The sequence below is a fragment of the Microbacterium sp. NPDC077663 genome (assembly GCF_044542795.1).
In the GTDB taxonomy this organism is placed as follows: Bacteria; Actinomycetota; Actinomycetes; order Actinomycetales; family Microbacteriaceae; genus Microbacterium.
This window is the reverse complement of record NZ_JBITVE010000001.1, coordinates 1,414,655-1,438,695: the sequence shown is the minus strand read 5'-3', so window position 1 is coordinate 1,438,695 and position 24,041 is coordinate 1,414,655. Positions and strand designations below refer to the sequence as shown.

Sequence of the window (24,041 nt, the reverse complement as noted above, 5' to 3'; positions counted from 1 at the left end):
CCATCGTTACAGTGGGAGGATGGAAAAGAGACGTCATCGTGCCTAGGCCGCCGCAGCAAGTGCTCGTGCCGCGGTCGAGTGTGGACTCCTCTGCCGTCCTCCCGGAGGAGCGAGAGCCGTTACTCGAGTTGTTCGAGCGTCTGATCCGCGTGGCCAACAGTGAGGCGGCGCGACGGGCGTTGATAGAGGCTGCTCGCTTTCCCAGTAGCGAGATCTCGTCGTTCCTGGTTTTCAACCAGGTCGCCCTGCACGGCGCCTTGCGGCCGACAGACCTGGCCGAGCGCCTTGAGACGGGACGACCTAACGTCACGAAGATCGTGAAGAGGCTTGAAACTCTCGGGTTGGCCGTTCGAGTGGCGGACCCGAGTGACGAACGGGGCGTCTTGGTCGCTCTGAGCGACTATGGCCGAGTGATCGCTAGTCGGCTCGTGGATATTGAACGTCACTGGATCGGCGTTGCCCTAGCTGGCTGGGACCCGACTGATATCACCCGATTCACCGCGATGCTCAGCAGGTTTGTCGACGGCATCTCCGCGAGCCAGGTTCGTCAGGAGACTAGCCCGGGCTGAACGAACTCGTCGCCGAACTCCTCACAGTCGAAGAGTTCCGTACTCGTTGGGAGTCCCAGGGCGAGCGCCTGCACACCTCCGGACTCAAACGGGTCGACCACCCCGTCGTCGGACGCATGGACCTCATCTACGAGAACATGCACTTCCCGGCAGACCCAGACCTCTCGCTCCTCACCTTCGGCCCCGAGCCGGGCACCCCGTCCGCTGACGCGATGCGCCTGCTCGGCATCTGGGCCAGGACGGGATGTTGGCCGCTGATCGACCGCGATTCGCCGAGCACGGCTGAACCTCGCGCGAAAGCGCGAGGTGATGATCGAACACCGCCGGTCGGCGACGGAGCGCTGAAGCGCTGGATCTGCCCGGAGGGGCTCGTTCGTGACGGGTCAGCTGACGCCGGCGCCGGCGAGTCGGTCGAGTCCGAAGCGGGCACCTTGCTCGCGCATGCCGTTCTGGAAGTACGCGACGTGTCCGGCATCCGAGCCCACCCCGGACTGGCAGGCGAAGTCGCTGGCGACGCAGTAGTTCCGGATGCGGTCGGCGAAGACCGACAGCTCGCCGGGCTGCCGCGGCGAGTCGCCGTTGACGGCGGGGTCGAAGTCGCCGGCGTTGTAGGGCTCCGTGCCGAGGAATCGGGGGTCGCCGTAGAGGATCACCGCCGCGATGTTGTCGGCGGCAATGGCCTCCGGTGTTCCTGGTTCGGGATCTGTGAACACCTCGGCGAGGGTATCGCCGACCACGACCGCGCCCTGGGAGTAGCCGGCCACGACCGTGCGTTGCGCGGGGCAGGCTTCTGCCTGGCCAACGAGGGTGTCCCTCAGCAGGGATCGCCCGCTGGGGAGGCTCTCCTCGAAAGCGAAGCTCGCCGGGTACGGCAGGGTGATGACCGTCACGTCACCCAGCAGAGCGTCCGAGATCGCCGTGGCGACCGGTCCCAGCAGCCCGGTCTCGAGCGGCTCGCCGGTGCCGCGCACGGTGACCACGGCCGCTGCCGTGCAGGAGGGGTCGCCGGTTCCGGCGGGCGCGACCCCGATCGCCGCGCTCGCGCCAACGGTGGCGAGGTCGATCGCGATGATCCGGTCGTCGCCTTCACGGAGCGTGCCGCGGCCGTCGGTGTTGTTCGTCAGGAACCAGAGGCGGTCATCCGGCCCGAGGAGCACGTCGCGGAGGCGTCCGAACTCGCCGGTGAAGTGCGTCGTGGACGTGGTGAGATCATCGAGCGGGACGGCGCGGAGCGTCTCGCCGCGCAGGTTCGCGATGAACAGCGTGTCGCCGGCGATCGCAATGCCGCTCGGGCTCGCTTCGGCCGGGGCCCAGGTCTGCAACGGGTCGATGAAGCCCCGTGCCTCGCCGCCAGTGCCCTCGATCTCGGGCCAGCCGTAGTTCCCGCCTGGCACGATCTCGTTGAGCTCGTCCCAGGCGTGATCGCCGACGAACTCGGTCGACAGCATCCGGCCGTCCTCCGTCCAGGCGATGCCCTGCACGTTGCGGTGCCCATAGCTGTAGATGGGGGACCCGGGGAAGGGGTTGTCGGTGGGGATGCTGCCGTCCGGGGCGTAGCGGAGGATCTTCCCGGCGAGGGAGTCGAGGTCCTGTGCGTTGCTGCCCTCCTGGACGTCGCCAACCGAGACGTAGAGCATTCCGTCGGGGCCGAATCCGATCCGTCCGCCGTTGTGGAAGATCGACGATGGCAGCCCGTCGACCACCGTGACCGGCTCGCCGAGTGCGACTCCGGTGCCCGATTGGGTGACCGGGAAGCGCTGCACCCGGTTTCCTGTGGCGCCGGTCGAGTAGACGAACAGGCCCGCTTCGCCGTCGAAGGCGAGGCCCATGACGCCCTGTTCCGCAGACTGCTCGACGCCGGGCACCGTGGCGAGCTCGCGCAGCGAGCGGTCGGCGTCCAGCGCGAACAGGCGATCCGTGTCACGCTCCGCGATCAGCACTTCGTCGTTCACCGTCACCGCAGACCAGGGCACGTTGAGACCGGTGACGATCGTCTCCGGGCCCGTCGGCTGAGCGGCGGCGCCACTCTCGGATGGGGAGACGGACGGTACCGCGATCGGCGTCGATGGCGAGCTCGTGCAACCGGAGAGAGCAGCGACCGAGATGGCGAGGCTCAGCACGACGAGGAGCCGCCGGCGTGCGGTGTGGTGATCCATCGTTGCCTTTCGTCGTGGAGCGATCAGCTCCCGACGAGCGTAGGCAGCGCGGCGGCGGTCGAGGCAGGCACGGGCAGTGACCCCCTCGCGGTGACGGGACGAAACGCGCCGGGCGGGATTCAGCTCGCCGACTTGCCGTGGGTGCTTGATGCGGCGTTCCAGTCGAGCACCCACGACGGAACTCGTCGGTCTGGCGGGAATCCACCAACAGCAGCCTCGAGTTCGTCGTGGCCGACCGACCCGCCGCCCCGTTTCAGGAAGCGGGCACGCACGATGGCGTCCGCGTAGAGCACATCTCCACCGACGAAACGCTGCTCCATGTAGACCCATCGGTCGTCGAAGCCGAGCACGCGCGTCTCCAAGGTGAAGCGCTGCCCAAGAGTGAGGGACTTGCGATATGTGACGCTCTGGCCCGCGACGACGGGGTACCAGCCGCGGCCTGTGATCGTCTCCCAGAATCCGGCGCGCAGCATCAGATCCATTCGGCCGAGGTCGAGGATCGACAGGTACTTGCCGTTGTTCATGTGCCGCAGCACGTCGAGGTCGGTGAGGGCGACCCGGAAGGGCGTGCGTGCGGTGTCCCAGAGGCTCAAGCGGCCGCGCCGTCGGAGACCGAGGCGAAGGAGCACTAGGCGGAAGTACAGGTTCACGGGAGCCTCGTCACTCATTTCGGAAAACTGAAGTCAGGTGTGACGATAGCATCGCACCTGCACGTGATCGGAGACGAGTCATGCCCGCACAGCTGATGCCCCCGCTGGACAACCGTGCCCTCTGGGCGGCCACGGGCAGCTGCCCGATCGAGGCGACGATGGAGATCGTCGGCTCGCGCGCGGCGATGCTCATCATGCGCGAGGCCTCCTACGGCACCACCCGATTCGACGATTTCGCCGAACGCGCGGGAATGGCCCCGGCCACAGCCTCCGCACACCTCGCCGAGCTCGTGGCAGCGGGACTGCTCTCTCGCGAGTCCTATCAGGAGCCGGGCGCCCGTCGCCGTGCCGAGTATCGGCTCACCGAGTCCGGGGTTGCGTTCGTACCGGTCATCCTCGCCCTGTTCCAATGGGGAGCCAAGTATCGGGCGGTCCCCGACGGGCTGACGGTCGCGCACGCGGCGTGCGGCGCTGACGTGCGGGTGGAGACTCGGTGCACGCGCGGCCACGAGGTGCCCCTGGATGAACTCGCCATCCGCCTGTCTCGATGAGACCGACCGTGCGACTCGAACGAGGGAAACCGCTCAGGCGCTGATCGCCTGGGTGATCGGCGTGAGTCCATTCCCGAACCGGATCGTTCGACGGATCGTGGAAGCATCTGCGAGAACGGCCGCGACGACCGCCGCGACGTCGCCGCGAGAGACGCGGCCGGCTCCCGGCGTGGCACCAGAAGCCGGATCGATGAGGCCGGTCGGTTCATCCCATGTGAGCGGTCCGGGGCCGAGGATCGTCCAATCCAGCGACGTCGTCCGCAGATGATCGTCAGCCGCAGCCTTCGCCTCGGCGTACGGAAAGAACGGGTCCCCCGCCGGCACGCCGTGGTCAGAGCGTGAGCCGATGTACGAGACCATGACGAAGCGGCTGACGCCAGCATGCTGAGCGGCCGTCATTGAGCGGATCGGCGCATCGCGATCGACCGCATAGGTTCGTGCGGGATCCCCGCCTCCCGCTCCGGCCGACCAGACGACCGCGTCGGTGTCGCGCAGTAGCTCTACGAGCTCTTCGATGCCGAGCCGCTCCACGTCGCCGATCACGGCGACGGCCCCGGTCGACGCGACATCAGTCGCCTGCGAAGGATCCCGGATCAGCCCGGTGACGGCGTCCCCTCGGGCCGCAAGCAGCGAGGCGAGCCGGAGTGCCACCTTGCCGTGGCCACCGACGATCAACACCCGTGACAATGCGGATCCCTTCGTCTGCTCCGACCCTACCTCCGGTCGCGCCCAGTAGCCCGTGTCCTACCTCGAACCGCTCGGCTTCGACGACGGCGAGGCAGCCCTCGGTGCGCGAGTCGTGTTCGTCCTCACGGATGCCCAGCGCGAGCAGCACCGGATCGAGGCGACCGTCGTCGGCGTCGCCGAGGAGACGCTCACCACCGGCGGGGCGGGCAACGCGATCCCGAATGATGCGCTCGCCGACGCGCTCTACGACGCGCAGAGCACCGGTCTGAGCGATGAGGAGCGCGACAGATACGCGCAGGCGAGCGTGTGGTTCGACCCCGATGCGTCCGCAGACGACACCGCCGCCCTCCAGGAGCGTCTCGCGGACGCTGGGTACGACTCCACCACGATCGCCGACCAGCTCGGAACCTTCACAGCGGTCATCGACGCGATCGTCCTCGTGCTCAACGCCTTCGCGATCATCGCCCTCCTCGCCGCGAGCTTCGGCATCGTCAACACCTTGCTGATGAGTGTGCAGGAACGCACGCGCGAGATCGGGCTCATGAAAGCGATGGGCATGGGCAGCGGCCGCATCTTCGGGCTCTTCAGCCTGGAAGCGGTGTTCATCGGCTTCCTCGGGAGCGTCATCGGCGTGCTGCTCGGCATGCGCGTCGGCTCAGCGACGAGAACAGCCCTCTCCGGTGCCCTGCTCGCCGACCTGCCCGGCCTGACACTGATCGCCTTCGACCCGGTCTCGATCACTGGCATCGTGCTCGTCGTGATGGGAATCGCGTTCCTCGCCGGGACGCTGCCCGCGGCACGGGCAGCGCGGGCGGATCCAGTGGAGTCTCTGCGATACGAGTAGGGTATCGAAGTCCCGAGCTAACGGGCGAGAGCCGACGCAGGCGAAGCGAACATCATCGCTTTGATCGCACCGAGGGTTGCGGCATCCTTCCCACCCAGCGCCTGCGCGGTCTCGATCGCCGCGGCGAGAAGCTGCTCGGGTGCGACAGTACGGTCGACGAGGCCGCGCATCAGCGCGTCGGGACCGCCGTAGCGCCTGCCCGTGGTCATCGCCTCGACCGCGGCTGCCGGGGTCAGCTTGGACTGGATCAGCGCCGCCATGCCAGAGGTGAACGGGATCTTGATGTTGACCTCGGGAAAGCAGAAGAAGCCCCGCTCGGCGTCCATGAGGCGAAAGTCGTGTGCGAGGGCGAGCATCGCTCCAGCGCCGAAGGCGTGTCCGTTCACGGCCGCGATCGAGGGGATCGGGGCGGTCAGAATCCGCGAGAACAAGCGCTGGACGCGAGCTGAATAGGCAGCTGCCGCCTCGGGATCGCCGGTCAGGAGGGTGACGTCAAGCCCGTTGGAGTAGAACTTGCCGTCTCCGACAGTGACGAGGGCAGCCGGTGCTCGATGCACCGCCTCGTCGAGGCAGCTCTCGACACGGTCGAGCCAAGCCGAGGTGAACCAGTTCTCGTCGTCGCCCAGGTGCAGGATCGACACGTCGACGTCGTGAATCAGCGATACCGGCATGCGAACTCCTTCATATGACACCCTGACAGAGGTTCGCGGATCGCGGGTCTGGGAGTTCAGGACGGGAGCGATCCACTCAATCCGCCTTCTGCTATCGGCTCAGGTGGGCGGCGACCCAGGGGCCGATCACCGATGCCGGATTTCGCATGACGTCGTCCACGCCGCGGGTGGCAACGATCCGTCCGCCGTCTTCCCCTGCGCCGGGCCCGACGTCGATGATGTGGTCGGCGTTCGCGATGAGGTCGAGGTCGTGCTCGATCACGATGACAGTCGCGCCGTCGCGGACGAGGGTGTCGAAGACGCCGACGAGGGCGGCGACGTCGTCGGGGTGCAGGCCGATGGTGGGCTCGTCGAAGACGAACAGGCTGCCGGTCTGTCCGCGGCGCAGCTCGGTCGCCAGCCGGAGTCGCTGGGCTTCGCCGCCGGAGAGCGCGGGAGTCGACTCGCCGAGGGTGAGGTAGCCGAGGCCCACCTCTTCCAGCGAGGCGAGCACTTGCCGGAGCTTGCGTGACGCCACGGAGTCGAGCTCGTGTCGAGCCTCGCTGACGGTGAGGCGGAGCACGTCGGCGATGGTGCGCCCGGCGAGCGTGACTCGGAGCGTCTCGGGGTTGTAGCGGTCGCCGTGACAGTCAGGGCAGGGCACCGGCAGGTCGGGCAGGTACTGGAGGTCGAGCGAGAGCTCGCCGAGGCCTTCGCAGGTGGCGCAGCGGCCCTCAGGCACGTTGTAGGAGAAACGGCCGACCTTCCAGCCGCGTTCCTTCGCCTCGGGCGTCGCGGCGAAGAGCTTGCGCAGCTCGTCGAACGCGCCGGAGTAGGTTGCCGGGGTGGAGCGGGCGTTTGACCCGATCGGGGTCGCATCGACCATCACGAGTCGTTCGATCCCGCCGGCATCGAATGATGCGATGTGCGTCGGCAGAGGCTGACGGTCGAGGTGCGCGGTGAGCGCGGGCACGAGCGCATCGAGGACGAGCGCGGTCTTGCCCGCCCCGGAGACCCCGGTGACGGCGGTGAGCCGCCCGACGGGGAACTCGGCCTCGACATCGTGCAGGGTGAACAGCTCCGAGACAGCGACGTGGATGACACCGAGGTCCGGGTGGGGTCCGAGCGGTGCCGCACCACCGGGTCGGCGGTGCGGGCCAGGTGCGGGCCGATGACCGAGGCCGGGTCTGCGGCGGCCTCGGCGGGGGTGCCGTGGGAGATGATCGTGCCTCCGCCGCTGCCTGCCCGGGGGCCGAGTTCGATCAGCTCGTCGGCGGCGGCGAGGACGGTGAGGTCGTGGTCGACGACGACGAGGGAGTTGCCCTCGGCGACCAGGCCCCCGCATGATGCGGATGAGACCGGGGATCGCGGAGGGGTGCAGCCCGATCGTGGGCTCGTCGAGGACGTAGAGCATCCCGGTGGTACGGCGCAGCGCGGTCGCGGCGAGCTGGATGCGCTGCCGCTCCCCGGTGGAGAGGGTGTCGCCGGACCGGTCGAGGCCCAGGTAGTCCAGGCCCAGTTCGGTGACGGGGTCGAGGGCCTTGTGCAGTTCGGCGCCGAGCCTGAGTGCGGGAGCGTGCAGCGCGGCGTCGGCCTCGGAGGCGGCGAGGAAAAGATCGGGCACGACGGCGGGCAGGTCGCGGATCGGCAGCGCGGCGAGCCGGTCGATGCTCCAGGTGCCGAGGCGGGACGATCGGGCCTTCGGGCTCAGCCGAGTGCCCTCGCACAGCGCGCATACGCGCTGCGTCATGAACCGGTCGGCCACGCGTTCGCCGACATCCTGGTTCGACGAGGCGGCGAGCGCTTTCACGCTCTCGGTCGCGTTCTCGTACCGTAGATCTCCTTCGAGCACCCGGCCGCGGCCGGAGAGGTAGGAGACGCGCACCTTCTGTTCCGGCCCGTGCAGCACGACATCCCGCTCCGCATCGGTCAGATCACGCCACGGGATGTCGGTGCGGACCCCGAGCTCCTTCACGATGAGCGGCTGCATGGTTCGTCCGAGCACCCGCCAGGGAGCGATCGCGCCGTCGTCGATCGACAGGGCCTCGTCGGCGACGATCGCCGTCTCGTCCAGCTCGCGCGAGTAGCCGAGCCCTCGGCACTCCGGGCAGGCGCCGAGGGTGGAGAAGGCGAAGTCCTCCGCACCGGGCGCGGGCGTGCGCACGCCGCAGTCCTGGCACACCATGTCGCCGGTGACGGGGATCTCCGCCGATGGGGTCACGGCGTGCCCGTTCGGGCAGCGGTGCGTGCCGAACCGCGACATCGCCAGCCGCAGCACCGCCCACCCCTCCGTCAGCGTGCCGACCGTCGAGCGCGGCCCCGGCGCCGGCGGACGCTGCTTGAGCGCGATCGCCGCCGGCAGGTGCCCGATGGAATCGACATCGGGCGCGGCCGCCTGGTCGATGCGTCGGCGGGCATAGGTGGACAGCCCGTCCAGGTAGCGGCGCGACCCCTCTGCATAGAGCACACCCATCGCCAGCGACGACTTGCCCGACCCGGACACGCCGGCGAACGCGACGAAGGTGTTCAGCGGGATGTCGACCGATACGTCGCGCAGGTTGTTCACCCGCGCCCCGCGCACCTCGATCGCCCGCGGCAAGACGGCGGGGCTGGGGTCTGCGGTGTCGGGCATGACGTGGATTCTCCTCGGTAGGGCGGGGTGGTCGCGGGGAACGCCGTTTCGGGTCCGGCGTTCCCCGCGTGGCCGGGTCAGCGCGCGAGGCGGTGCTTTGGCGCGAAGGCGGTGCCGAACGGCGGCAGCGCGGCGCGGAACTGCTCGCTGATCCCGCCGAGCACGAGCAGCTCGGACGGGCGGGCGAGCTGGCTCCACTCTCCCAGCGCCGGGCCGCGCTCCTGCGCGAACGCGCTCGCGGCGGCCTCGGAGGCGTACCGCTCGTGCTGGACGAAGGTGCCGTCTGCCCCCTCGTGGATCGCATAGTCGAGCACACCGTCGGCGGCCCGCGCGGCGGCGAGCTGTCCGACGGCCCACGCGTCGAACGCCTCGGCGGCGCCATCGGCGAGGGTGAAGCGGATGACAAAATCGACCGGACTGGTCATGGTGGGGTTCCTTCCTTGTGGTGCCGCCTGTCCCCGGTGCAGGTCAGGAGGTCATCGCATCGCGCAGCAGCGCGAAGTCGGAGGGCGCGAGCGGCACGAGCCCGAACCGCAGCGAATACCCCCAGCCGCGGTCTCGGGTCAGCTCGAGCGGCAGATCATGCACGGCAACCGGATGCGTCGCCGCGAAGTCGACGTCCCGTCGCCACGGCCGGAACGCGCCGTGCGCTCCCATCTCCATCAGCTCGTCCGCAAGATGGGGCTCCTCGTCGGCCACGATGCCGAGCTGGGTGACAGCGCGCAGCGGTGTCTTGTCGCCCAGGCGCTGCGTCGGCGAGTAGAACACGAACCCGTCTCCTCGACGCAGCCGGGCGAGGTTGTTGCGCTTGCCGTGGTTGAGCTGGATCCAGCCGCGCTCGGCGCCGTAGGCGGCGTGCTCGGCCGAGACAACCCCCAGCCACGCTCGCTCCGGGAGCGCCAAGGCAACGTTCGAGATGTCGTGCACGGAGTCCTTCCCGCCGGCGCATGTGTTCTCGGCGGGCGCGGCATCGACCAGTCTGTGTCCACATACCTGTCACTAGATGACAGGTATTAGCGGTATTTTCGGTTCATGCGCTCGGACCGGCTCCTCGCGATGCTCTTGCTGCTCCAGACGCGCAGCCCGATCTCGGCGACCGAGCTGTCCGAACGGCTGGAGGTGTCGGTACGCACCGTCTACCGCGACGCCGAAGCGCTTTCCTCGGCTGGGGTCCCGGTGTATGCCGAGCGCGGGCGGGCGGGCGGGATCGCGCTGCTGCCGGGCTACCGCACCCAGGTGCCCGGCCTCAGCGCCGACGAGACCCGTTCCCTGTTCGTGGCGCTCACCGGCGCGCCGCATGCCGACCTCGGTCTCGGCGACGCGCTCGGTTCCGCCCTGCGGAAAGTGATGGCCTCACTGCCCGAAGCACATCGTGACGCGGCCTCGCTCGTCGCCACGCGCGTCCTCGTGGACCCGGACCGATGGGGTGCCCCGGATCCCCGGCCCGAACATCTCGACGTGGTGCAGGCCGCCGTGCTCGACGAGCGAAGGCTCCGCGTCCGGTACCGCTCCGGCGGCGGGGCAGAGCGCAGCTACGCCCTCGATCCTCTGGGCATGATCAGCAAAGCCGGCACCTGGTACCTCGTCGCCGCCCACCGCAAGACGCTCAAGACCTTCCGCATCGACCGGATGCGCCACGCCGCTATCCTCGATGCGCCCGCTCGTCGACCGGCCGCTTTCGACCTCGCTGACACCTGGAGCGCACTGCAGCGCGACTACGCGACATCGCTCAGCGCGGTCTCGGTTTCTCTCCGGGTCCGGCGGCGCATCCTGCCTCGGGTGCTCCGCATGCACGGCGGCGGCACCCCGGCTCCCGCGGCGGACGGCCCACCGGACGAGTGGGTCGAGCTCACTCTGCGGTTCCCCCGGATCGAGGCAGCGCAAGCCCTTCTCGCGCACGCGGATGGAGTTGAGGTCCTCGAGCCTTCGGAGCTCCGCGACCGTTTCGCGGATCTTGGCCGCCGCGTGACCCAGCTCTACAGCGTCCCTTGAGGGTCCCTAGCGATGCCTGGATAGCGACTCGATCCGCTCGTAGCGTCGACTACGAGGCGCCCGTGCGAGGCGCAGGGTTCGAGAAAGCGTGGTCACACATGAAGGTCTGGTTCATCACGGGGGCGTCCGGCGGGTTCGGGCTCGAATGGGCGACAGCCGCGCTTGAGCGAGGCGATCGAGTCGTCGCCACCGCGAGGACCGTCGCCAAGCTCGAGCACCTGGTCGAGCAGTTCGGCGACAGCGTGCTCGTGCTGCCCCTCGACGTCACCGATCGTCCCGCGGTATTCGAGGCGGTCGCCAGAGCGCATGCGCACTTCGGCCGGCTCGATGTCGTCATCAGCAACGCGGGATACGGCCAGTTCGGCCTGATCGAAGAGGCGACCGAGCAGCAGGTTCGCGACCAGTACGAGACGAACGTCTTCGGAACGATCTGGGTCATCCAGGCGGTACTTCCCTTCCTCCGCGAGCAGCGAAGTGGGCACATCCTCCTACTCAGCTCCATCGGTGGCATCACGACGTTCCCGATGGTCAGCATCTACAACTCCTCCAAGTGGGCGGTCGAAGGAATCGGGCAGGCGCTCGCGCAGCAGGTCGGCGACTTCGGCATCAAGGTGACGATCCTCGAGCCGGAGGGCTATTCGACCGAGTTCAGCGGGACCTCCGCGCACTTCACCGAGTCTCATCCCGCCTACGACGAGTTCCGAGCGAAGGCATTCGCTGCGCTCCAGGGGGGAGAGTCGGGCGATCCGAAGGCAACCCGTGGGCCGCTGCTCGAGCTTGTGGACGATGAGCAGCCGCCGCTTCGTCAGTTCTTCGGGAAAACCCCGCTCGATGTCGCTACGGCCGACTACGAGTCGCGCCTCGCTGAGTGGCGCGCTGGACAAGACCGAGCTGTCCGCGCGTTCGGTGTCGATAGTTAACAAGTCTTCGAGCGGTTGCCCTTGGCGGGCGCGGGTCTGCCCTTCTCGGTCAAAGGGCAGACCCGCGTCCGATTGTCAGGATTGGTCCCGCTCAGGGTCGATCGTTTCTCTGCCCGTGAGAGCGTGGTAGTCCATGTCCTCGTCCCGAATGTAGCCGTTGCGCTCGCGGTAGATTGCCAGCCTGCGGCCGAACCACATGACGCCGACACCGGCGAGCAGGAAGATGCCGGCGGCGATCCCGAAGGGGAGCATCCAGTCGCCGCTGCCCGTGTAGGCCAGCTCACCGGGCGGCGTGCTGGTCGGCGTCGGCTCCGGCGTGGGCGTCGAGGGCGGGGTCTCCGTAACGACGGTCGTCTCGCCGGGAGCGCCGCAGACCCCGCGGACGAGCTCCGCGCCGTCGACGTCGCGGATGGTCTCGACCCAGTAGTACGTCCCGGCGCTCTCGAACACGACGGGCTCGCTGACGTACTCGCCAGCCGCTTCGAGCGGGATCGGCTCGGTGGTGCGCACGATCTCGTCGGCCGTGCAGGTCGGCTTGTCGCCGTCCTGCAGGTACGCCTCGAAGACCAGCGTCGAGCCTGCCGGCACGGTACCCGTGACGGCCGCGGTGTCGGTCGCGGGCTCGCCGAGCTCCACGGCGGGCGTCGCGGTCGTCGTCACCGCCAGCGGCTCCGGCGGCACGGTGACCACGGTCGTCTCGCCGGGAGCACCGCAGGCGCCTTCGACGAGCACATCGCCGTCGGCGTCGGAGAGCGTCTCGACCCAGTAGACCGCGCCGTCCTGGTCGGTGCTGGTCGCGCCGGAACGGTAGACGCCGGCCTGGGTGACGGCGTTCGGCTCGGAGACGTAGAACGCCTCCTCGCACACCGGCACCTCATCCGCCGACTGCGGCCCGTAGGCGCGGAACACGAGGCTCGCCCCGTCCGGGATGCTGCCCTGCACGAGCGCGAGGTCCTCGAACGGTTCACCGGCCAGCGCCGCGGGGGTCGCCTGCGTGATGACCGTCACCGGGAGCCCCGGCGGTGCGGGTGGCGGCACGTAGAAGCGTTCCAGCACGTCCGCCGGGCTCGAGGTGTAGGGCTGCACGCGGTCGTCGCCGGGGAAGCTGGTGACGACGACGTAGTAGCCGGGCTCGGTCGGGGTGATGCGGTCGGTGTCGGTGTAGCCGAGTTGGTAGACGCCGTTGCGGGCGGGGGTCGTCAGCGTCGTGAGGACCGGCGCCGTCGACAGGTCGAGGTCGTCGGTCAGCTCGGTGTCGCTGGCGAACGGGCCGTAGACGGTGTGCGTGAGCTCGTCGACGTCGGTCTGCCAGTAGCCGTCGCCGTGGAAGTCGCCGTGGTCGGCGGGGAACCCGCTCACGGTCACCGTGTCGAAGGCTCGGCCCTGCTCGTGCACGTTGTACTCGCGCAGCAGCGAGCTGGTGTGCAGCGGCCACCGCACGGAGGTCGACTCGACGGGGATGCCGTAGCGGTCGGCCCAGTCGTCGGCGAGGTACGGGCGCACCCACTCGGGCTGGGAGGACTTCTTCATCTCCCACACCCAGGTCACGAAGCCGCCTGCCGGGGCGGTGACCATCGGGGCGATGTAGCGGCCGGGGCCGTTCGCCGTGATCGTCACCGTGCCGATCGCCACCGCGTCCGGGTCGACCGTCGCGGACTCGCCCGGCGGGCGCACGCCCGGCACCCGGTAGAGGGTGCCCTCGAACACGACCGGGATCTGCTGGCCGTCCACGCGCAGCCAGGAGCCGTTGCTGCTGGAGACGACGATGGTGTCCGTCAGCGGGTCGCCCGCGACCGCGAGGTGCTGGTCGGCGGTGGAGACCGCTTCGGGCTGGAACGGGGTGATGGAGGTCTCCGCGACTCGGCCGAAGCGGTCGGTGAACGAGCCGGTCAGGTAGCGGCTGTAGTCGCCCTGCGCGGCCTGGTCGATCTTCCACACCCAGGTGTAGAACCCGGAGGCCGGCGCCTGGATCGTGCCCGGCGACGTGTAGGAGCCCGCACTGTTCAGCGTGACCCGTTCGACGCCGGCGACCGGGGAGCCCAGCGGCGGCGAGTCCGCCTCGGCGGGCTGCTGGTCCAACGGCCCGTACAGGGTGCCCTCGGCGATGATCGGGATGCGCGCGCCGCCCAGCCTCGTCCAGGTGCCCTTCGTCAGCGTCACCTCGAGCTGGTCGACGAAGGCGTCGCCCTCCTCGACGAAGCGGGAGGCGACCTGGGTGGCGATCACCGGCTGGAAGTCGAGGTCGATCACGGGGGTCTGCGCCGTCGCGGACAGCGACGCCGGGGAGCCGGCGACCGAGGCGATGATCCGCTGCTCGCCGCCGCCGGAGGTGTAGAGCGACAGCTGCGACCCGTACCCGTCCGCGGCGAGGCTCATCGACGCGCCGATCTGGTACGACGGCGCGCCGTCGGCCGGGGTGCCCATGATGCCGAACTGCCCGGCGCCCACGGTCCGGCTGGCCGATCCGTTGCCGAATACCGCGCCGGTCAGGTTCACCGTGCCCTGCAGGTGCGACGGGTTCGCCGCGACGGTCAGCGTGCCCTGGTACTGGTCGGCCATGTCGAGTGAGAGCGAGAGCGATGGATCGGTCACCGCGTAGACGGGCGCCTCAGCGCGCATCGTCGCCAGGTTCGCCAGGATCGTCGGCCTGGCGCTCGAAGGGGCGCGGGCGACGTAGTAGGCGTCGCCGGACATGCCGTGGCTGTTGTAGGTGCCGGCGTCCGCGACGGACCAGACGTAGAGGGCGACCGCGGCCGTCACGTTCGGGTCGCCGCTCTGACCCCAGCGGGCCAGGACGTAGTTCAGCTCGGCGATCTGCTGGCGGCTCAGCGAATCCAGCGAGGTGATCGTCTGCGGCCCCGATGTCGGCGAGAACGGGGCGTTCATCCCGAGGTCGATGCAGTACGCCTGGCGTCCGTCGGAGTCGGTCGCGTAGGAGCCGAGCCACCCGTAGCCGATGTCGTAGCCGACGCCGTGGCTGCCCGCGTGCGCCGGGGAGGCGCCGGCGAGCATGGTGCCGATCGCGATGATGAGCGTCACGATGGCGGCGACGAGCCGGGCGCCCCTTCGGCGCGTGGACGGGTCGCCGATCCCTGGGGATCCGACGGTGGGTGCAGATGACATGCGGTTCCTCTCCCTCTGGTGCGCGGACGTTGCCGCGGAGGGGAGGTAGGGAGGTCGGGCCGACCTGCTGATTGCCGTGCGCCGGGGCGCACCTGGGGGTGTGACGGTTTCGATCCGGGTGATGAGTGCAGGGCAGGGCTACAGGTACCTGCTGGACTCGGTCGTCGCTGGCGACGGGCAGCGTGACGCCGCTCAGGCGCTGACCCGCTACTACAACGAGTCCGGGACCCCGCCGGGCCGCTGGGTCGGCGCCGGTGTGGCCGGGTTCGATGGCCTCGACGGCGAGGCCGACATCACGGAGGAGCAGTTGCGCCGGCTGATGGGCTTCGGGCAGGACCCCGTCACGGGCGCGCAGCTCGGGCGCCCGTATCGGAAGTTCGCCACCACCCAGCAGCGCATCGAACGGCGAATCACGAGCCTGCCGGATGATCTGGATCCGGCCGACCGGGCGGAGCAGCAGGCGTTGATTGAGGTGGAGGAGCACGCGAAGGTCACGGGTGCGCCGGTGGCGGGGTTCGATCTGACGTTCTCGGCGCCGAAGTCGGTGTCTACGCTGTGGGCGGTCGCGGACGCGGGCACGCAGGCGCTGATCGCTCGGGCGCATCACGCCGCGATGCGCGACGTGATCGACCTGGTCGAGCGGGACGTTGCGATGACGCGGATCGGTGCGGCCGGCCCTCGAGGTGCGGTCGCGCAGGTCGAGATCCGAGGAGTCATCGGGGCCGCCTACGACCACTACGACTCGAGGGCCGCCGACCCGCAGCTGCACACCCATGTCGTGGTCGCCAACCGGGTGCAGGGCGCCCATGACGGGAAGTGGCGCACTCTTGATTCCAGGGCCTTGCATGCCGCGGTCAGCGGCCTGTCGGAGCACTACAACGCGCTGTTGTCGGATCACCTTGGCCGTCTGCTCGGCGTCGGGTGGGAGGCACGGGAGCGCGGAGCGGGGCGGATGACGGCGTGGGAGATCGCCGGGGTGTCACAGGAGCTGGTGGACGAGTTCTCCTCTCGCACTCGTGACATCGAGCGCAGCAAGGACCGGCTGGTCGCCGAGTACACGGAGCGGCACGGGCGGGCCCCGTCGCGGAAGATGCTGTGGCAGATCCGGCAGCAGGCGACGCTGGAGACCCGGCCCGAGAAGCAGAAGCACTCCCTGGCCGACCTCACCTTCCAGTGGCGCCGCCGCGCACATCGGGTGCTGGACGAAGACCCGCTCGGCTGGGCACGCAAGGTCGTCGCCGCCGGCTCCCGGGAGGCGCTGCTGCGCGCGGACGACGTCACCCTGGAGGAGATCGACCGGCTTGCGCTGGTCGTGGTGGAGCAGGTCGCGGACCGGCGCTCGACCTGGCGGCGCTGGAACCTGCACGCCGAGGCGGTGCGGCAGACGATGGACCTGCGCTTCGCATCAACGACGGACCGGGAAGCGGTCGTCGGCCTCATCGTGGATGGTGCCGAGGCTGCGTCGCTGCGGCTGACACCGCCGGAGCTCGCGAGCAGCCCGGCTCGGTTCCGCCGTGCCGATGGGGTCAGTGTGTTCCGGCCGAAGGCATCCACCGTCTATTCGTCGGAGGCGGTCCTCGCCGCCGAAGACCGCCTGCTCGCGCTCGCCGAGCAGCGCGCCGCGCCCACGCTAGACCTGGCTGCGGTGGAGGGAGCGTCGCGGGCATCGGGAACGCAGCGGCGGGCGCTGTCGGCGGATCAGCTCGACGCGATCGCGAAGATCGCCGTCTCCGCCCGGGTCGTCGACGTGCTCGTCGGTCCGGCGGGTGCGGGCAAGACCACGACGATGAGCGCGCTGCGCCGCGCGTGGGAAACCGAGCACGGGCGCGGCTCGGTCCTCGGGCTGGCCCCGTCGGCGGCCGCCGCGCAGGTACTCGGCGAGGAGCTGCGAATCCCGACGGAGAACACGGCCAAGTGGCTCTTCGAGCACCGGCGGGGCACCTGGAACCTCACCCGCGGGCAGCTGGTGATCGTTGACGAGGCGTCCCTCGCTGGGACGTTCGCGCTGGACCGGCTCGCCGCGCATGCGGCCGAGGTCGGCGCGAAGCTCCTGCTGGTCGGCGACTGGGCGCAACTGCAGGCCGTGGACGCCGGCGGGGCGTTCGGGCTGCTCGTGCGCGCCCGCGACGACGCCCCCGAGCTGCTCGATGTGCGCCGGTTCGAGAACGAGTGGGAGAAGCACGCCTCCCTGCAGCTACGCATCGGCGACACCGACGTCATCGACACCTACCTCGCCCACGGCCGGGTCGTCGGCACGAGCCGTGACGGCGTCCTGGACGCCGCCTACCGGGCATGGCTGACCGATCAGCGGGCCGGCAAGCGCAGCGTGCTGATCGCCGAGGCCCGCGAGACGGTCAGCGACCTCAACGACCGCGCCCGCACCGACCGGATCCTCGCGGGCGTCGTCGAGGAAGGCGGCGTGCGCCTGCACGACGGCACCCGGGCATCCCGCGGCGACATCGTAATCACCCGCCGCAACGACCGCCGCCTGGGCCTCGGCCGAGGCTGGGTGAAGAACAACGACCGCTGGATCGTCACCGCAGCAGGCGACGATGGGTCGCTCACCATCCGGCGGGAGAAGTCTCGCTGGCGCACCACCCTCACCCTGCCCGCCGCCTACGTCGCCGAGAACGTGGAACTCGGCTACGCCATCACCGCGCACCGGGCCCAGGGCGCCACCGTCGACACCGCGCACGCCGTCGTGTCCTCGCCGGAGATGACGCGCGAAGCGCTGTATGTCGCGATGACCCGCGGCCGGGAGTCGAACCGGGTCTACGTCGCCACCGACGAGGAGCACCTCGAGGAGCACCAGCATCGGCCTGATCTACAGATGACTGCCCGGTCGATCCTGTTCGGCATCCTCCAGCACTCCGGCGCCGAGCTCTCCGCGCACGAGGCGATCACCGCCGAGCACGACGAATGGGCCTCGATCGCCCAACTCGCCGGCGAGTACGACACCATCGCGCAGACGGCGCAGCACGACCGCTGGATCAGACTGCTCGAGCAGGGCGGGCTTGACGGGGCGACCATCGACGAGCTCATCGACACCGACGCCTACGGCATCCTCACCACCGAGCTGCGCCGCCTGGAAGCCGAGGGCCACAACATCGACGACTTGCTGCCGCGCGTCGTCCGTGCCGGCGGCCTCGACGGCGTGGACGATCTCGGCTCGCTGCTGCGCTACCGCGTCCAGGTCGTCACCGCCCGCTACCAGCCCACCGCCCGACGCCGGCAACTCATCGCGGGCCTCATCCCGAAGGCCACCGGCCCGATGGCAGCCGACATGGCACAGGCACTCGCCGAACGCGAACACCACATCGTGCAGCGCGCCCACGCCCTCGCAACCGAGGCCGCCACCGAGCAGCCCGCGTGGGCACGAGACCTCGGCATCACCGCCGACGACGCCACTGCGAGACCCGAGCGGATCGCCGCGCTGATGACGGTCTTCGCCTACCGCGACCGGTACGGGATCGCGCACGCCTCGAGCCCACTGGGGCCGATCCCGGAGCGCGACGCCGAACGCCTGGAGTACGAGCGGGCCCGCGCCGCCATTCTCACCCTGAGCAGCGCCGCCGCCACGGAGGAGAACAGCACGCCCGCGACGACGCGAGAGAGCCCGACGCGAGGACTCTGACGGTGCCTCTACCGGACGTCGCCGGGTCGGCGTACCCTCAATGGCAACGGTAGGAAGACCCACTGGCCGCGCCAGCCTCGCAGAGGCAGCGCGGTAGCCCCGCAAGGGGAAACCCTCATCAGCACAAGACCTCACCGGCCACTCGGGACTGTGCCCCGGCAACGCGATGAGGAGAATGCCGTGCTCTTCTACCTGCTCTGGGCGCTCGCCGTCCGCGTCCGCCAGTTCATGCGCATCTGGATGCCGACGAACATCCTGCTCGACCACCTCCGCACCCGCCGTGCACGCTCCCGCGACCTGATCGCTCTCGGCGTGGGCCTCGGCTACCTCGGCCTCGCCATCGCGTGCGCCGGGGCGGTCGAGCACGGCCGGACGGAGTGGCTCAACCTCGGCGTTCTCCTGTGCTTCTGGAACGCGTCGAAGTTCATCCTCTTCATCGCCATCACCCACCTCCAGAACGCCGTCGCCCGCATCCGCAACGCAGCAGCTCGCCCGGAGCAGCAGCGTGCCGACAGTGCTCGGCGCGAGCTGACTCGCGCAGGGCGCTGACGCGGCGCGTCACTCCTCGCGGTTCGATCTGGAAGCGTCCCGGGACTGCCGTTCGTGCTCGAGCAGGTACTCCACTCGACCGGCTCGACGACGCGCAGGTCGTCGTCGAGCAGTTCGGGAGCGTCGATGACGTACTCGCTCTCGCCGCGCGTCTCATGGAAGTAGGCCAGCACCAGCTCGCGTGGCGCCTCGACCTCGAAGATCTGATGCCGGAACCCGGCAAGCGCGCCCAGGCGTGTCGCGAACCAGTGCGCCCGCTCGAAGCTCGTCGTCCACGACAGCCCACGCTCGTGGCCTTCCGCCGCCGCCCGGTACAGCGTCAGCGTCTCCGGCAGGCTCGACTGCTCCCGCAGCTCATGCTCGTGGAGGTAGTGGTCATCGTCGGCGGACGCCACATCGAACGCGAACAGCCACACGTCATAGTCGGCCGCGCGGCCCGGCCACTCGCACGTCGTCCAGGCATCCTCGAGACCGATCCGGATCTGCTGCGGATCCGTGAGCACCGCCATCGACATCGCCTGCAGCAGGATCGCCGGCTTGTCGTTGCGGGCCGCACCCACCGCGAGGTCCTCCCACCGGACCAGTGGCACACCGCCTTGTCGGGAGTCTCGCATCGGGACTCCTCTCGCCAGATCGTGTGGCTGCAACTCGTACATCTCACCGTGCCCGTGGTCGGGGCTACCGGGCAACGATCGATCCATAGGCGACAGGTACGCGCAAGCGTTGCACCCGCGCATGGAACAGCACGTCGGGCAGCGCCACCCCGGTACCCTGAGACCAATCAACGACGGGCCACGCGACCTCGTGCGACGTCGCGCACGAGGGGAAAACATGCTCGACGACGAACAGCTCGCAGCGATCATCGAGATCGGCTATGAACAGCGCGGCGTCGAGTTCAAGAGCGCAGGCGACCGAGCCGATCGCGCCTTCTTTGCGAACGTTGCCCGTGCTGTCCTTGCGCTCGCGAACCAGCGCGATGGCGGCCACGTCATTGTCGGCCTCAGCGAGGACGGGATCGATGCCCTCGGGACGGGGCTCAGTGACGAGCAGCTCGAACAGTGGTTGTCCTTCGACGACGTCTCGGACCAGATCAACGCATACGCCGACCCGCCCGTCCGGATTCAGCTCAGCCAAGGCCAGCTGCCCAACGGGCGTCACGTCGCAATCATCGAAGTCGCCGAGTTCTCTGAGATCCCGATCCTCAGCAAGAAGGACTACCCGCAGCGCATCGTCGCGAAGCAGCTCTACACCCGCTCGATGGCGAAGCCGGAGAGTTCCGCGTCCCTCACCCAGAACGAGCTTCGCGAAGTGATCACCCTGGCGACCGAGAAGCAACTCGCGAGATTCCTCGAGACCGCGCAGCGAGCCGGAATCGAACTCGGCCAAGCCGCGGCCACCGCAGCCCGAGACAAGTTCATCGCTCAAACACAGCAGGCGCGCGACAGCGGATTCCACCTCGATGCGACCCTGCCGCAGCTGGTCACCACGATTCGCCCCGAGACTTTCGACGCACGTCGCATCCCGTTCCCTGAGCTGCTTCCCGCCGTTCAGGGTGCGACCGTGCGCAGACGCGGCTGGCCGTTCCCGTGGGTGCAGCAGCCGACAACGGGACGCGACTGGGTCGGCGAGCAAGTCACCAGCATGCATCCCGAGACATGGCAGTTCTTCGAGAGCGGGCAATTCTTCGACTGCCGCACCATCGGCGACTACGGCCCCGACTCCGACGGCTTCCTCGACAGCCAGCAGCCGGTCAACGGCTACCTCCCAGTCTGGCTGCCGCTTCTGCACTTCACCGAAGTGATCGAGTTCGCCGGGCGGCTCCAACGCGCGCACTTCGCCCAAGAAGACCTCAACGTCAACCTCGCGCTGCACAACATCCGCCGATTCGTGCTCGTCGTCGCGCATCGCGAGCGCTCCGGCCTCCACGGCACCTACGCCTACAACCGCCTACAACGATGACATCTGGGACCACGAGATCCGCCTGTCGCCCGAAGACGGACTCATCAACCCGCGCGAACTCGCAGTCGATGCTGCGCTCGATTTCCTCCAGCGCTTCAACTGGCGGGGCGTGACTCGAGAACTCCTGCAAGGCCTCCAGATAGAGGCGTTCGGGCCCGAACAGCAGTAGCGCCCATCTTCGAAGCAGCGAGAGTGCGGGGCGCCACGGACCGCCATTGCTTCGGAACACCCCGCCGGTGAGCCGCCCGCCCATGTCGGAGGCTCCTGGATACCCTGGGGACGTGAGCACCCTCGCCGACGTCACCCAGATCCTCGCCCGGCCCCTCGGCCCGCGGGGGTCGCGCGGGCTGGTCGGATCCGCTGATCCCGCTGCGGAACTGACCCCGGTTGCGGTTGCGGTGCTGGCCGCGATCCCGGCGTGGTGGTCCGCGCGAGCAACGCGAGCGGGACTCGCCGGTGAGTGGACCGACGTTCACTTCGCCGTCGATGTGCTGCCCCCGCTCGTTCTGGGAGAGACGCCACCGCTGGAGCCGGATTGGGGGCTGCTCACCGGCGAGCAGGTCGGCGCCGCCTACGTCGAGTCCCTCGCGTCGGAAACTCGTGCCCGACACGGACGCCACTACACCCCGCACGAACTCGCCGCAGAGCTCTGGTCGATGACCAAGGCCGCTCTGGGGATGAAGCAGCCGGTCATGTCGTTGCCGGGCCTCATCCGAGATCCCGCCTGCGGCGCGGGCGCCCTGCTGCTGCCAGCGCTGAGGGAGCACCTCGCGGCAAGCGCCGCGATCGATCCACGTCTGGTCCTGAACCGGCTGCCTACTCTGATCGAAGGCATCGACTCGGATCCGGCCGCGGTATGGGTGGCGAACGTCGTGCTCGCAGCCGAGATGCTGCCGATGCTCGCCCGGATCCCGGAAGCCAATCGGCGGCCGCTTCCAGCGCTCGCGCATGTCGGTGACGGTCTGGCGCCAGATCGAGCACCGGCGCGAGCGGTGCTGATGAACCCGCCCTATGGGCGAGTGCGGCTGAGCGAGGCCGATCGGGCACGGTTCGCGAAGTCGCTCTATGGCCACGCGAACCTCTACGGAATGTTCATGGCGGTCGGCGCCGAATCGCTGGATGCCAGCGGTGTCCTCTCTGCGCTCGTCCCGACATCGTTCACGGCCGGACGCTACTTCGAGGCGCTCCGAACTCACCTGACATCGCAGCTGCGGCTGGAAAGCGTGGCGTTCGTCGCCGACCGCTCCGGTGTATTCACCTCCGTCCTGCAGGAGACCTGCCTGGCGACGCTCACCCGACGACGGGTACGCAAGGTCTCGGTGCGAGCGATCGGTTCAGCGGTGGAAGAGGTCGCAACGATCTCCTCGCCGACAGGGGGCAACCCCTGGATCCTGCCTCGCCGCTCGGATCTGGCTCCCGTGGCTGCGGCGGCGGCGAAGCTGCCGAACACGCTCGCCACCGCGGGCTGGAAGGTCAGCACGGGGCCACTGGTGTGGAACCGGAGGAAGGACGACCTCTTCGCGAGGCCCGCGAACGGTCGTCACCCGATCATCTGGGCAGCTGACATCGACGGCGGTGCCGTGCACCGTGACGCCAGCCGGGCCTCGACGCGGTACCTGGCGCTGCACTCCGAGCGAGACCGACAGGTCATGGTGCTGGCCGACCCTGCAGTCCTCGTTCAGCGCACGACCGCGCCAGAGCAGCAGCGGCGCCTCGTCGTGGCCGAACTCACCGAGGACGACCTGTCTCGGGCCGCGGGCGTCGTCGTCGAGAATCACGTCAACGTCATCCGCCCCGTCGGTGACACGCAGCTGCTGAGCCGGCACCTGCTGACCAGGCTCCTGTCAACGAGAGCCCTCGACAAGCTGATCCGGTGCATCTCCGGTTCTGTCGCGTTGTCCGCTTACGAGCTTGAGTCGATCACGCTTCCCGATGCTCAGACCCTCGAGGCTTGGGAGACGCTGTCCGACGAGGAGCTCGAGCGGGCGGTCGCCCGGACCTACGGGCTCCCGGAACAGCCGACGAAATGAGGCCCGTGATCACGGCCGAAGAGGCCACCAAGCGTCTGCTCGTTGTCTTCCCGCGCACGGCGTTCGATGCCGTGATGTCCAGCCCGCTCGCCGGCGCGGCCGTTGCCGCGTTGATCTATGTCGATGCGGTCGCCGACGATCCAAGCGATCTCTTCTGGGCGCGCCCGTCGATGGTGACGTGGATGTCTGAGGCTATGCGGGAGCAGAACAGCGACGAGGATCGGCTTGCCTGGCGTCAGGAAGCGGCGAAGGGCGCCAAGGCGCTTTCCGGTCTCCTACAAGCCTGGGGCGTTCCGGACAGTCCCGGCTACGCGGACAACTCCCGGGAGACGCTCCGCGACGAGACGTTCCGGAAGTGGCGCGAGCACGGTGCGCTCCGGGAGCGACTGGATCTGCCGAAAACGTCCGGTGCCGGGCGCTGGACGATGGAGCCGCACTTTGCGGACCTCTTCGATCCCGGCCTGAGTGATTCCAATGTGGAGATCGCCGCCGCCGAATGGCGCGAAGCGCATCTGTCACCGGCCGCGAAGCTTCGGGTGCGCTTCGCGATCGAAGGCGAGCAGGCAAGCCACGCCGTCACGGTCGCGCTCCCGAACAATGCCGGCACCCGGACTCTGGAAGTCGGACGCGCGTCGCTGATCCTCAAGGGCGTCGTCGAGAACTGGGCGCCCGCGCGTCTGCGTAACCCGTACGTGGTCTCCGTCAGCGAGCCCGGCGACAAGGTCTTCACCGCGGACGCGAAGCTCCTGTCCTACCTCGGCGTGACCATCAACGTTTCGAGCCTGCTTCCCGACGCGCTGATCGCCGACGTCGGAGACAGCGCGGTCGACTTCTGGTTCATCGAGGCGGTCAACACCGACGGCGAGATCAACGAGGCCCGCAAGCGGGACTTCCTGGAATGGGCACGGCAGCAAGGAATCGAGACCGATCGGTGCCGGTTCCTCACCGCGTTCAGCTCCCGCAACGACCCCGCCGCAAGGAAGCGTCTGAAGGATCTCGCGGAAGGCAGTTACGCCTACTTCGCCGACGAGCCCGGCCACGAACTCGCCTGGTACGCGATCGTGGGCGATCGCGGAGGCAGGTCGGAGTGATCGT

18 protein-coding genes and 1 pseudogene are annotated in these 24,041 nt (G+C 69.1%); 11 read left to right on the top strand and 8 right to left on the bottom strand.

The features are described from left to right. The first annotated feature begins 11 nt into the window (after positions 1 to 11). Positions 12 to 569 (top strand): MarR family winged helix-turn-helix transcriptional regulator, encoded by a 558-nt coding sequence (locus ACIGEP_RS07030; protein ID WP_396660875.1) that lies wholly within the window; start codon positions 12 to 14, stop codon positions 567 to 569. After that, a pseudogene (locus tag ACIGEP_RS07025) lies at positions 566 to 733 on the top strand (transcriptional regulator); the annotation flags it as partial. The gene ACIGEP_RS07030 and the pseudogene ACIGEP_RS07025, both read left to right, overlap by 4 nt. Before the next feature lie 219 nt (positions 734 to 952). Here the strand turns inward: ACIGEP_RS07025 and ACIGEP_RS07020 are convergent. Next, entirely contained in the window at positions 953 to 2,725 is a 1,773-nt protein-coding gene (locus tag ACIGEP_RS07020; RefSeq protein WP_396660874.1) for a PQQ-dependent sugar dehydrogenase, read from the bottom strand. 119 nt (positions 2,726 to 2,844) lie between these two features. After that, entirely contained in the window at positions 2,845 to 3,393 is a 549-nt protein-coding gene (locus ACIGEP_RS07015) for an acyl-CoA thioesterase (protein ID WP_396660873.1), read from the bottom strand. Between the two features lie 62 nt (positions 3,394 to 3,455). Here ACIGEP_RS07015 and ACIGEP_RS07010 point away from each other — a divergent pair, with 62 nt between their 5' ends. Next, entirely contained in the window at positions 3,456 to 3,926 is a 471-nt protein-coding gene (locus ACIGEP_RS07010) for a winged helix-turn-helix transcriptional regulator (protein ID WP_396660872.1), read from the top strand. A gap of 33 nt (positions 3,927 to 3,959) precedes the next feature. On the opposite strand, the gene ACIGEP_RS07005 is transcribed toward ACIGEP_RS07010, so the two are convergent. Further along, positions 3,960 to 4,613, bottom strand: a complete 654-nt coding sequence (locus tag ACIGEP_RS07005) for an NAD(P)H-binding protein (RefSeq protein WP_396660871.1) — start codon at positions 4,611 to 4,613, stop codon at positions 3,960 to 3,962. Between the two features lie 52 nt (positions 4,614 to 4,665). Between ACIGEP_RS07005 and ACIGEP_RS07000 the strand changes: the two genes are divergently transcribed. Then, positions 4,666 to 5,457, top strand: a complete 792-nt coding sequence (locus ACIGEP_RS07000) for an ABC transporter permease (protein WP_396660870.1) — start codon at positions 4,666 to 4,668, stop codon at positions 5,455 to 5,457. A gap of 17 nt (positions 5,458 to 5,474) precedes the next feature. Here ACIGEP_RS07000 and ACIGEP_RS06995 read toward each other — a convergent pair whose 3' ends face one another. From ACIGEP_RS06995 to ACIGEP_RS06980, 4 genes are all read right to left on the bottom strand, one after another. After that, a complete protein-coding gene (locus ACIGEP_RS06995; protein WP_396660868.1) occupies positions 5,475 to 6,128 on the bottom strand; it encodes an enoyl-CoA hydratase/isomerase family protein in 654 nt (217 codons plus the stop codon). A 91-nt stretch (positions 6,129 to 6,219) separates the two neighbouring features. Further along, entirely contained in the window at positions 6,220 to 8,739 is a 2,520-nt protein-coding gene (locus tag ACIGEP_RS06990; RefSeq protein WP_396660867.1) for an excinuclease ABC subunit UvrA, read from the bottom strand. Between the two features lie 77 nt (positions 8,740 to 8,816). Beyond that, positions 8,817 to 9,164: an antibiotic biosynthesis monooxygenase gene (locus tag ACIGEP_RS06985; RefSeq protein WP_396660866.1), complete on the bottom strand. Its 348-nt coding sequence runs from the start codon at positions 9,162 to 9,164 to the stop codon at positions 8,817 to 8,819. 43 nt (positions 9,165 to 9,207) lie between these two features. Further along, a complete protein-coding gene (locus ACIGEP_RS06980) occupies positions 9,208 to 9,666 on the bottom strand; it encodes an EVE domain-containing protein (protein WP_396660865.1) in 459 nt (152 codons plus the stop codon). A gap of 105 nt (positions 9,667 to 9,771) precedes the next feature. On the opposite strand from ACIGEP_RS06980, the gene ACIGEP_RS06975 reads away from it, so the two are divergent. Both ACIGEP_RS06975 and ACIGEP_RS06970 read left to right on the top strand, forming a co-directional pair. After that, positions 9,772 to 10,731 (top strand): helix-turn-helix transcriptional regulator, encoded by a 960-nt coding sequence (locus ACIGEP_RS06975; protein ID WP_396660864.1) that lies wholly within the window; start codon positions 9,772 to 9,774, stop codon positions 10,729 to 10,731. Positions 10,732 to 10,829: 98 nt separating this feature from the next. Continuing rightward, positions 10,830 to 11,651 (top strand): SDR family NAD(P)-dependent oxidoreductase, encoded by an 822-nt coding sequence (locus tag ACIGEP_RS06970; RefSeq protein ID WP_396660863.1) that lies wholly within the window; start codon positions 10,830 to 10,832, stop codon positions 11,649 to 11,651. A 75-nt stretch (positions 11,652 to 11,726) separates the two neighbouring features. On the opposite strand, the gene ACIGEP_RS06965 is transcribed toward ACIGEP_RS06970, so the two are convergent. Further along, on the bottom strand, positions 11,727 to 14,774 hold the full coding sequence (locus ACIGEP_RS06965) for a hypothetical protein (RefSeq protein ID WP_396660862.1): 3,048 nt from the start codon (positions 14,772 to 14,774) through the stop codon (positions 11,727 to 11,729). Positions 14,775 to 14,895: 121 nt separating this feature from the next. Between ACIGEP_RS06965 and mobF the strand changes: the two genes are divergently transcribed. The 5 genes from mobF to ACIGEP_RS06940 all read left to right on the top strand — a co-directional run bounded on the left by mobF (position 14,896) and on the right by ACIGEP_RS06940 (position 24,037). Then, positions 14,896 to 18,408, top strand: coding sequence for a MobF family relaxase (mobF, locus tag ACIGEP_RS06960; protein WP_396660860.1), 3,513 nt, complete (start codon positions 14,896 to 14,898; stop codon positions 18,406 to 18,408). Between the two features lie 180 nt (positions 18,409 to 18,588). Beyond that, positions 18,589 to 18,957: a sulfate permease gene (locus ACIGEP_RS06955; protein WP_396660859.1), complete on the top strand. Its 369-nt coding sequence runs from the start codon at positions 18,589 to 18,591 to the stop codon at positions 18,955 to 18,957. A 495-nt stretch (positions 18,958 to 19,452) separates the two neighbouring features. Beyond that, positions 19,453 to 20,916, top strand: a complete 1,464-nt coding sequence (locus tag ACIGEP_RS06950; RefSeq protein WP_396660858.1) for a helix-turn-helix domain-containing protein — start codon at positions 19,453 to 19,455, stop codon at positions 20,914 to 20,916. A 281-nt stretch (positions 20,917 to 21,197) separates the two neighbouring features. Beyond that, the gene (locus ACIGEP_RS06945; RefSeq protein ID WP_396660857.1) at positions 21,198 to 22,946 is read left to right on the top strand and encodes an Eco57I restriction-modification methylase domain-containing protein; all 1,749 of its coding nucleotides are present in this window, start codon (positions 21,198 to 21,200) and stop codon (positions 22,944 to 22,946) included. Between the two features lie 5 nt (positions 22,947 to 22,951). Next, on the top strand, positions 22,952 to 24,037 hold the full coding sequence (locus ACIGEP_RS06940) for a BsuBI/PstI family type II restriction endonuclease (RefSeq protein WP_396660856.1): 1,086 nt from the start codon (positions 22,952 to 22,954) through the stop codon (positions 24,035 to 24,037). Positions 24,038 to 24,041: the final 4 nt, after the last annotated feature.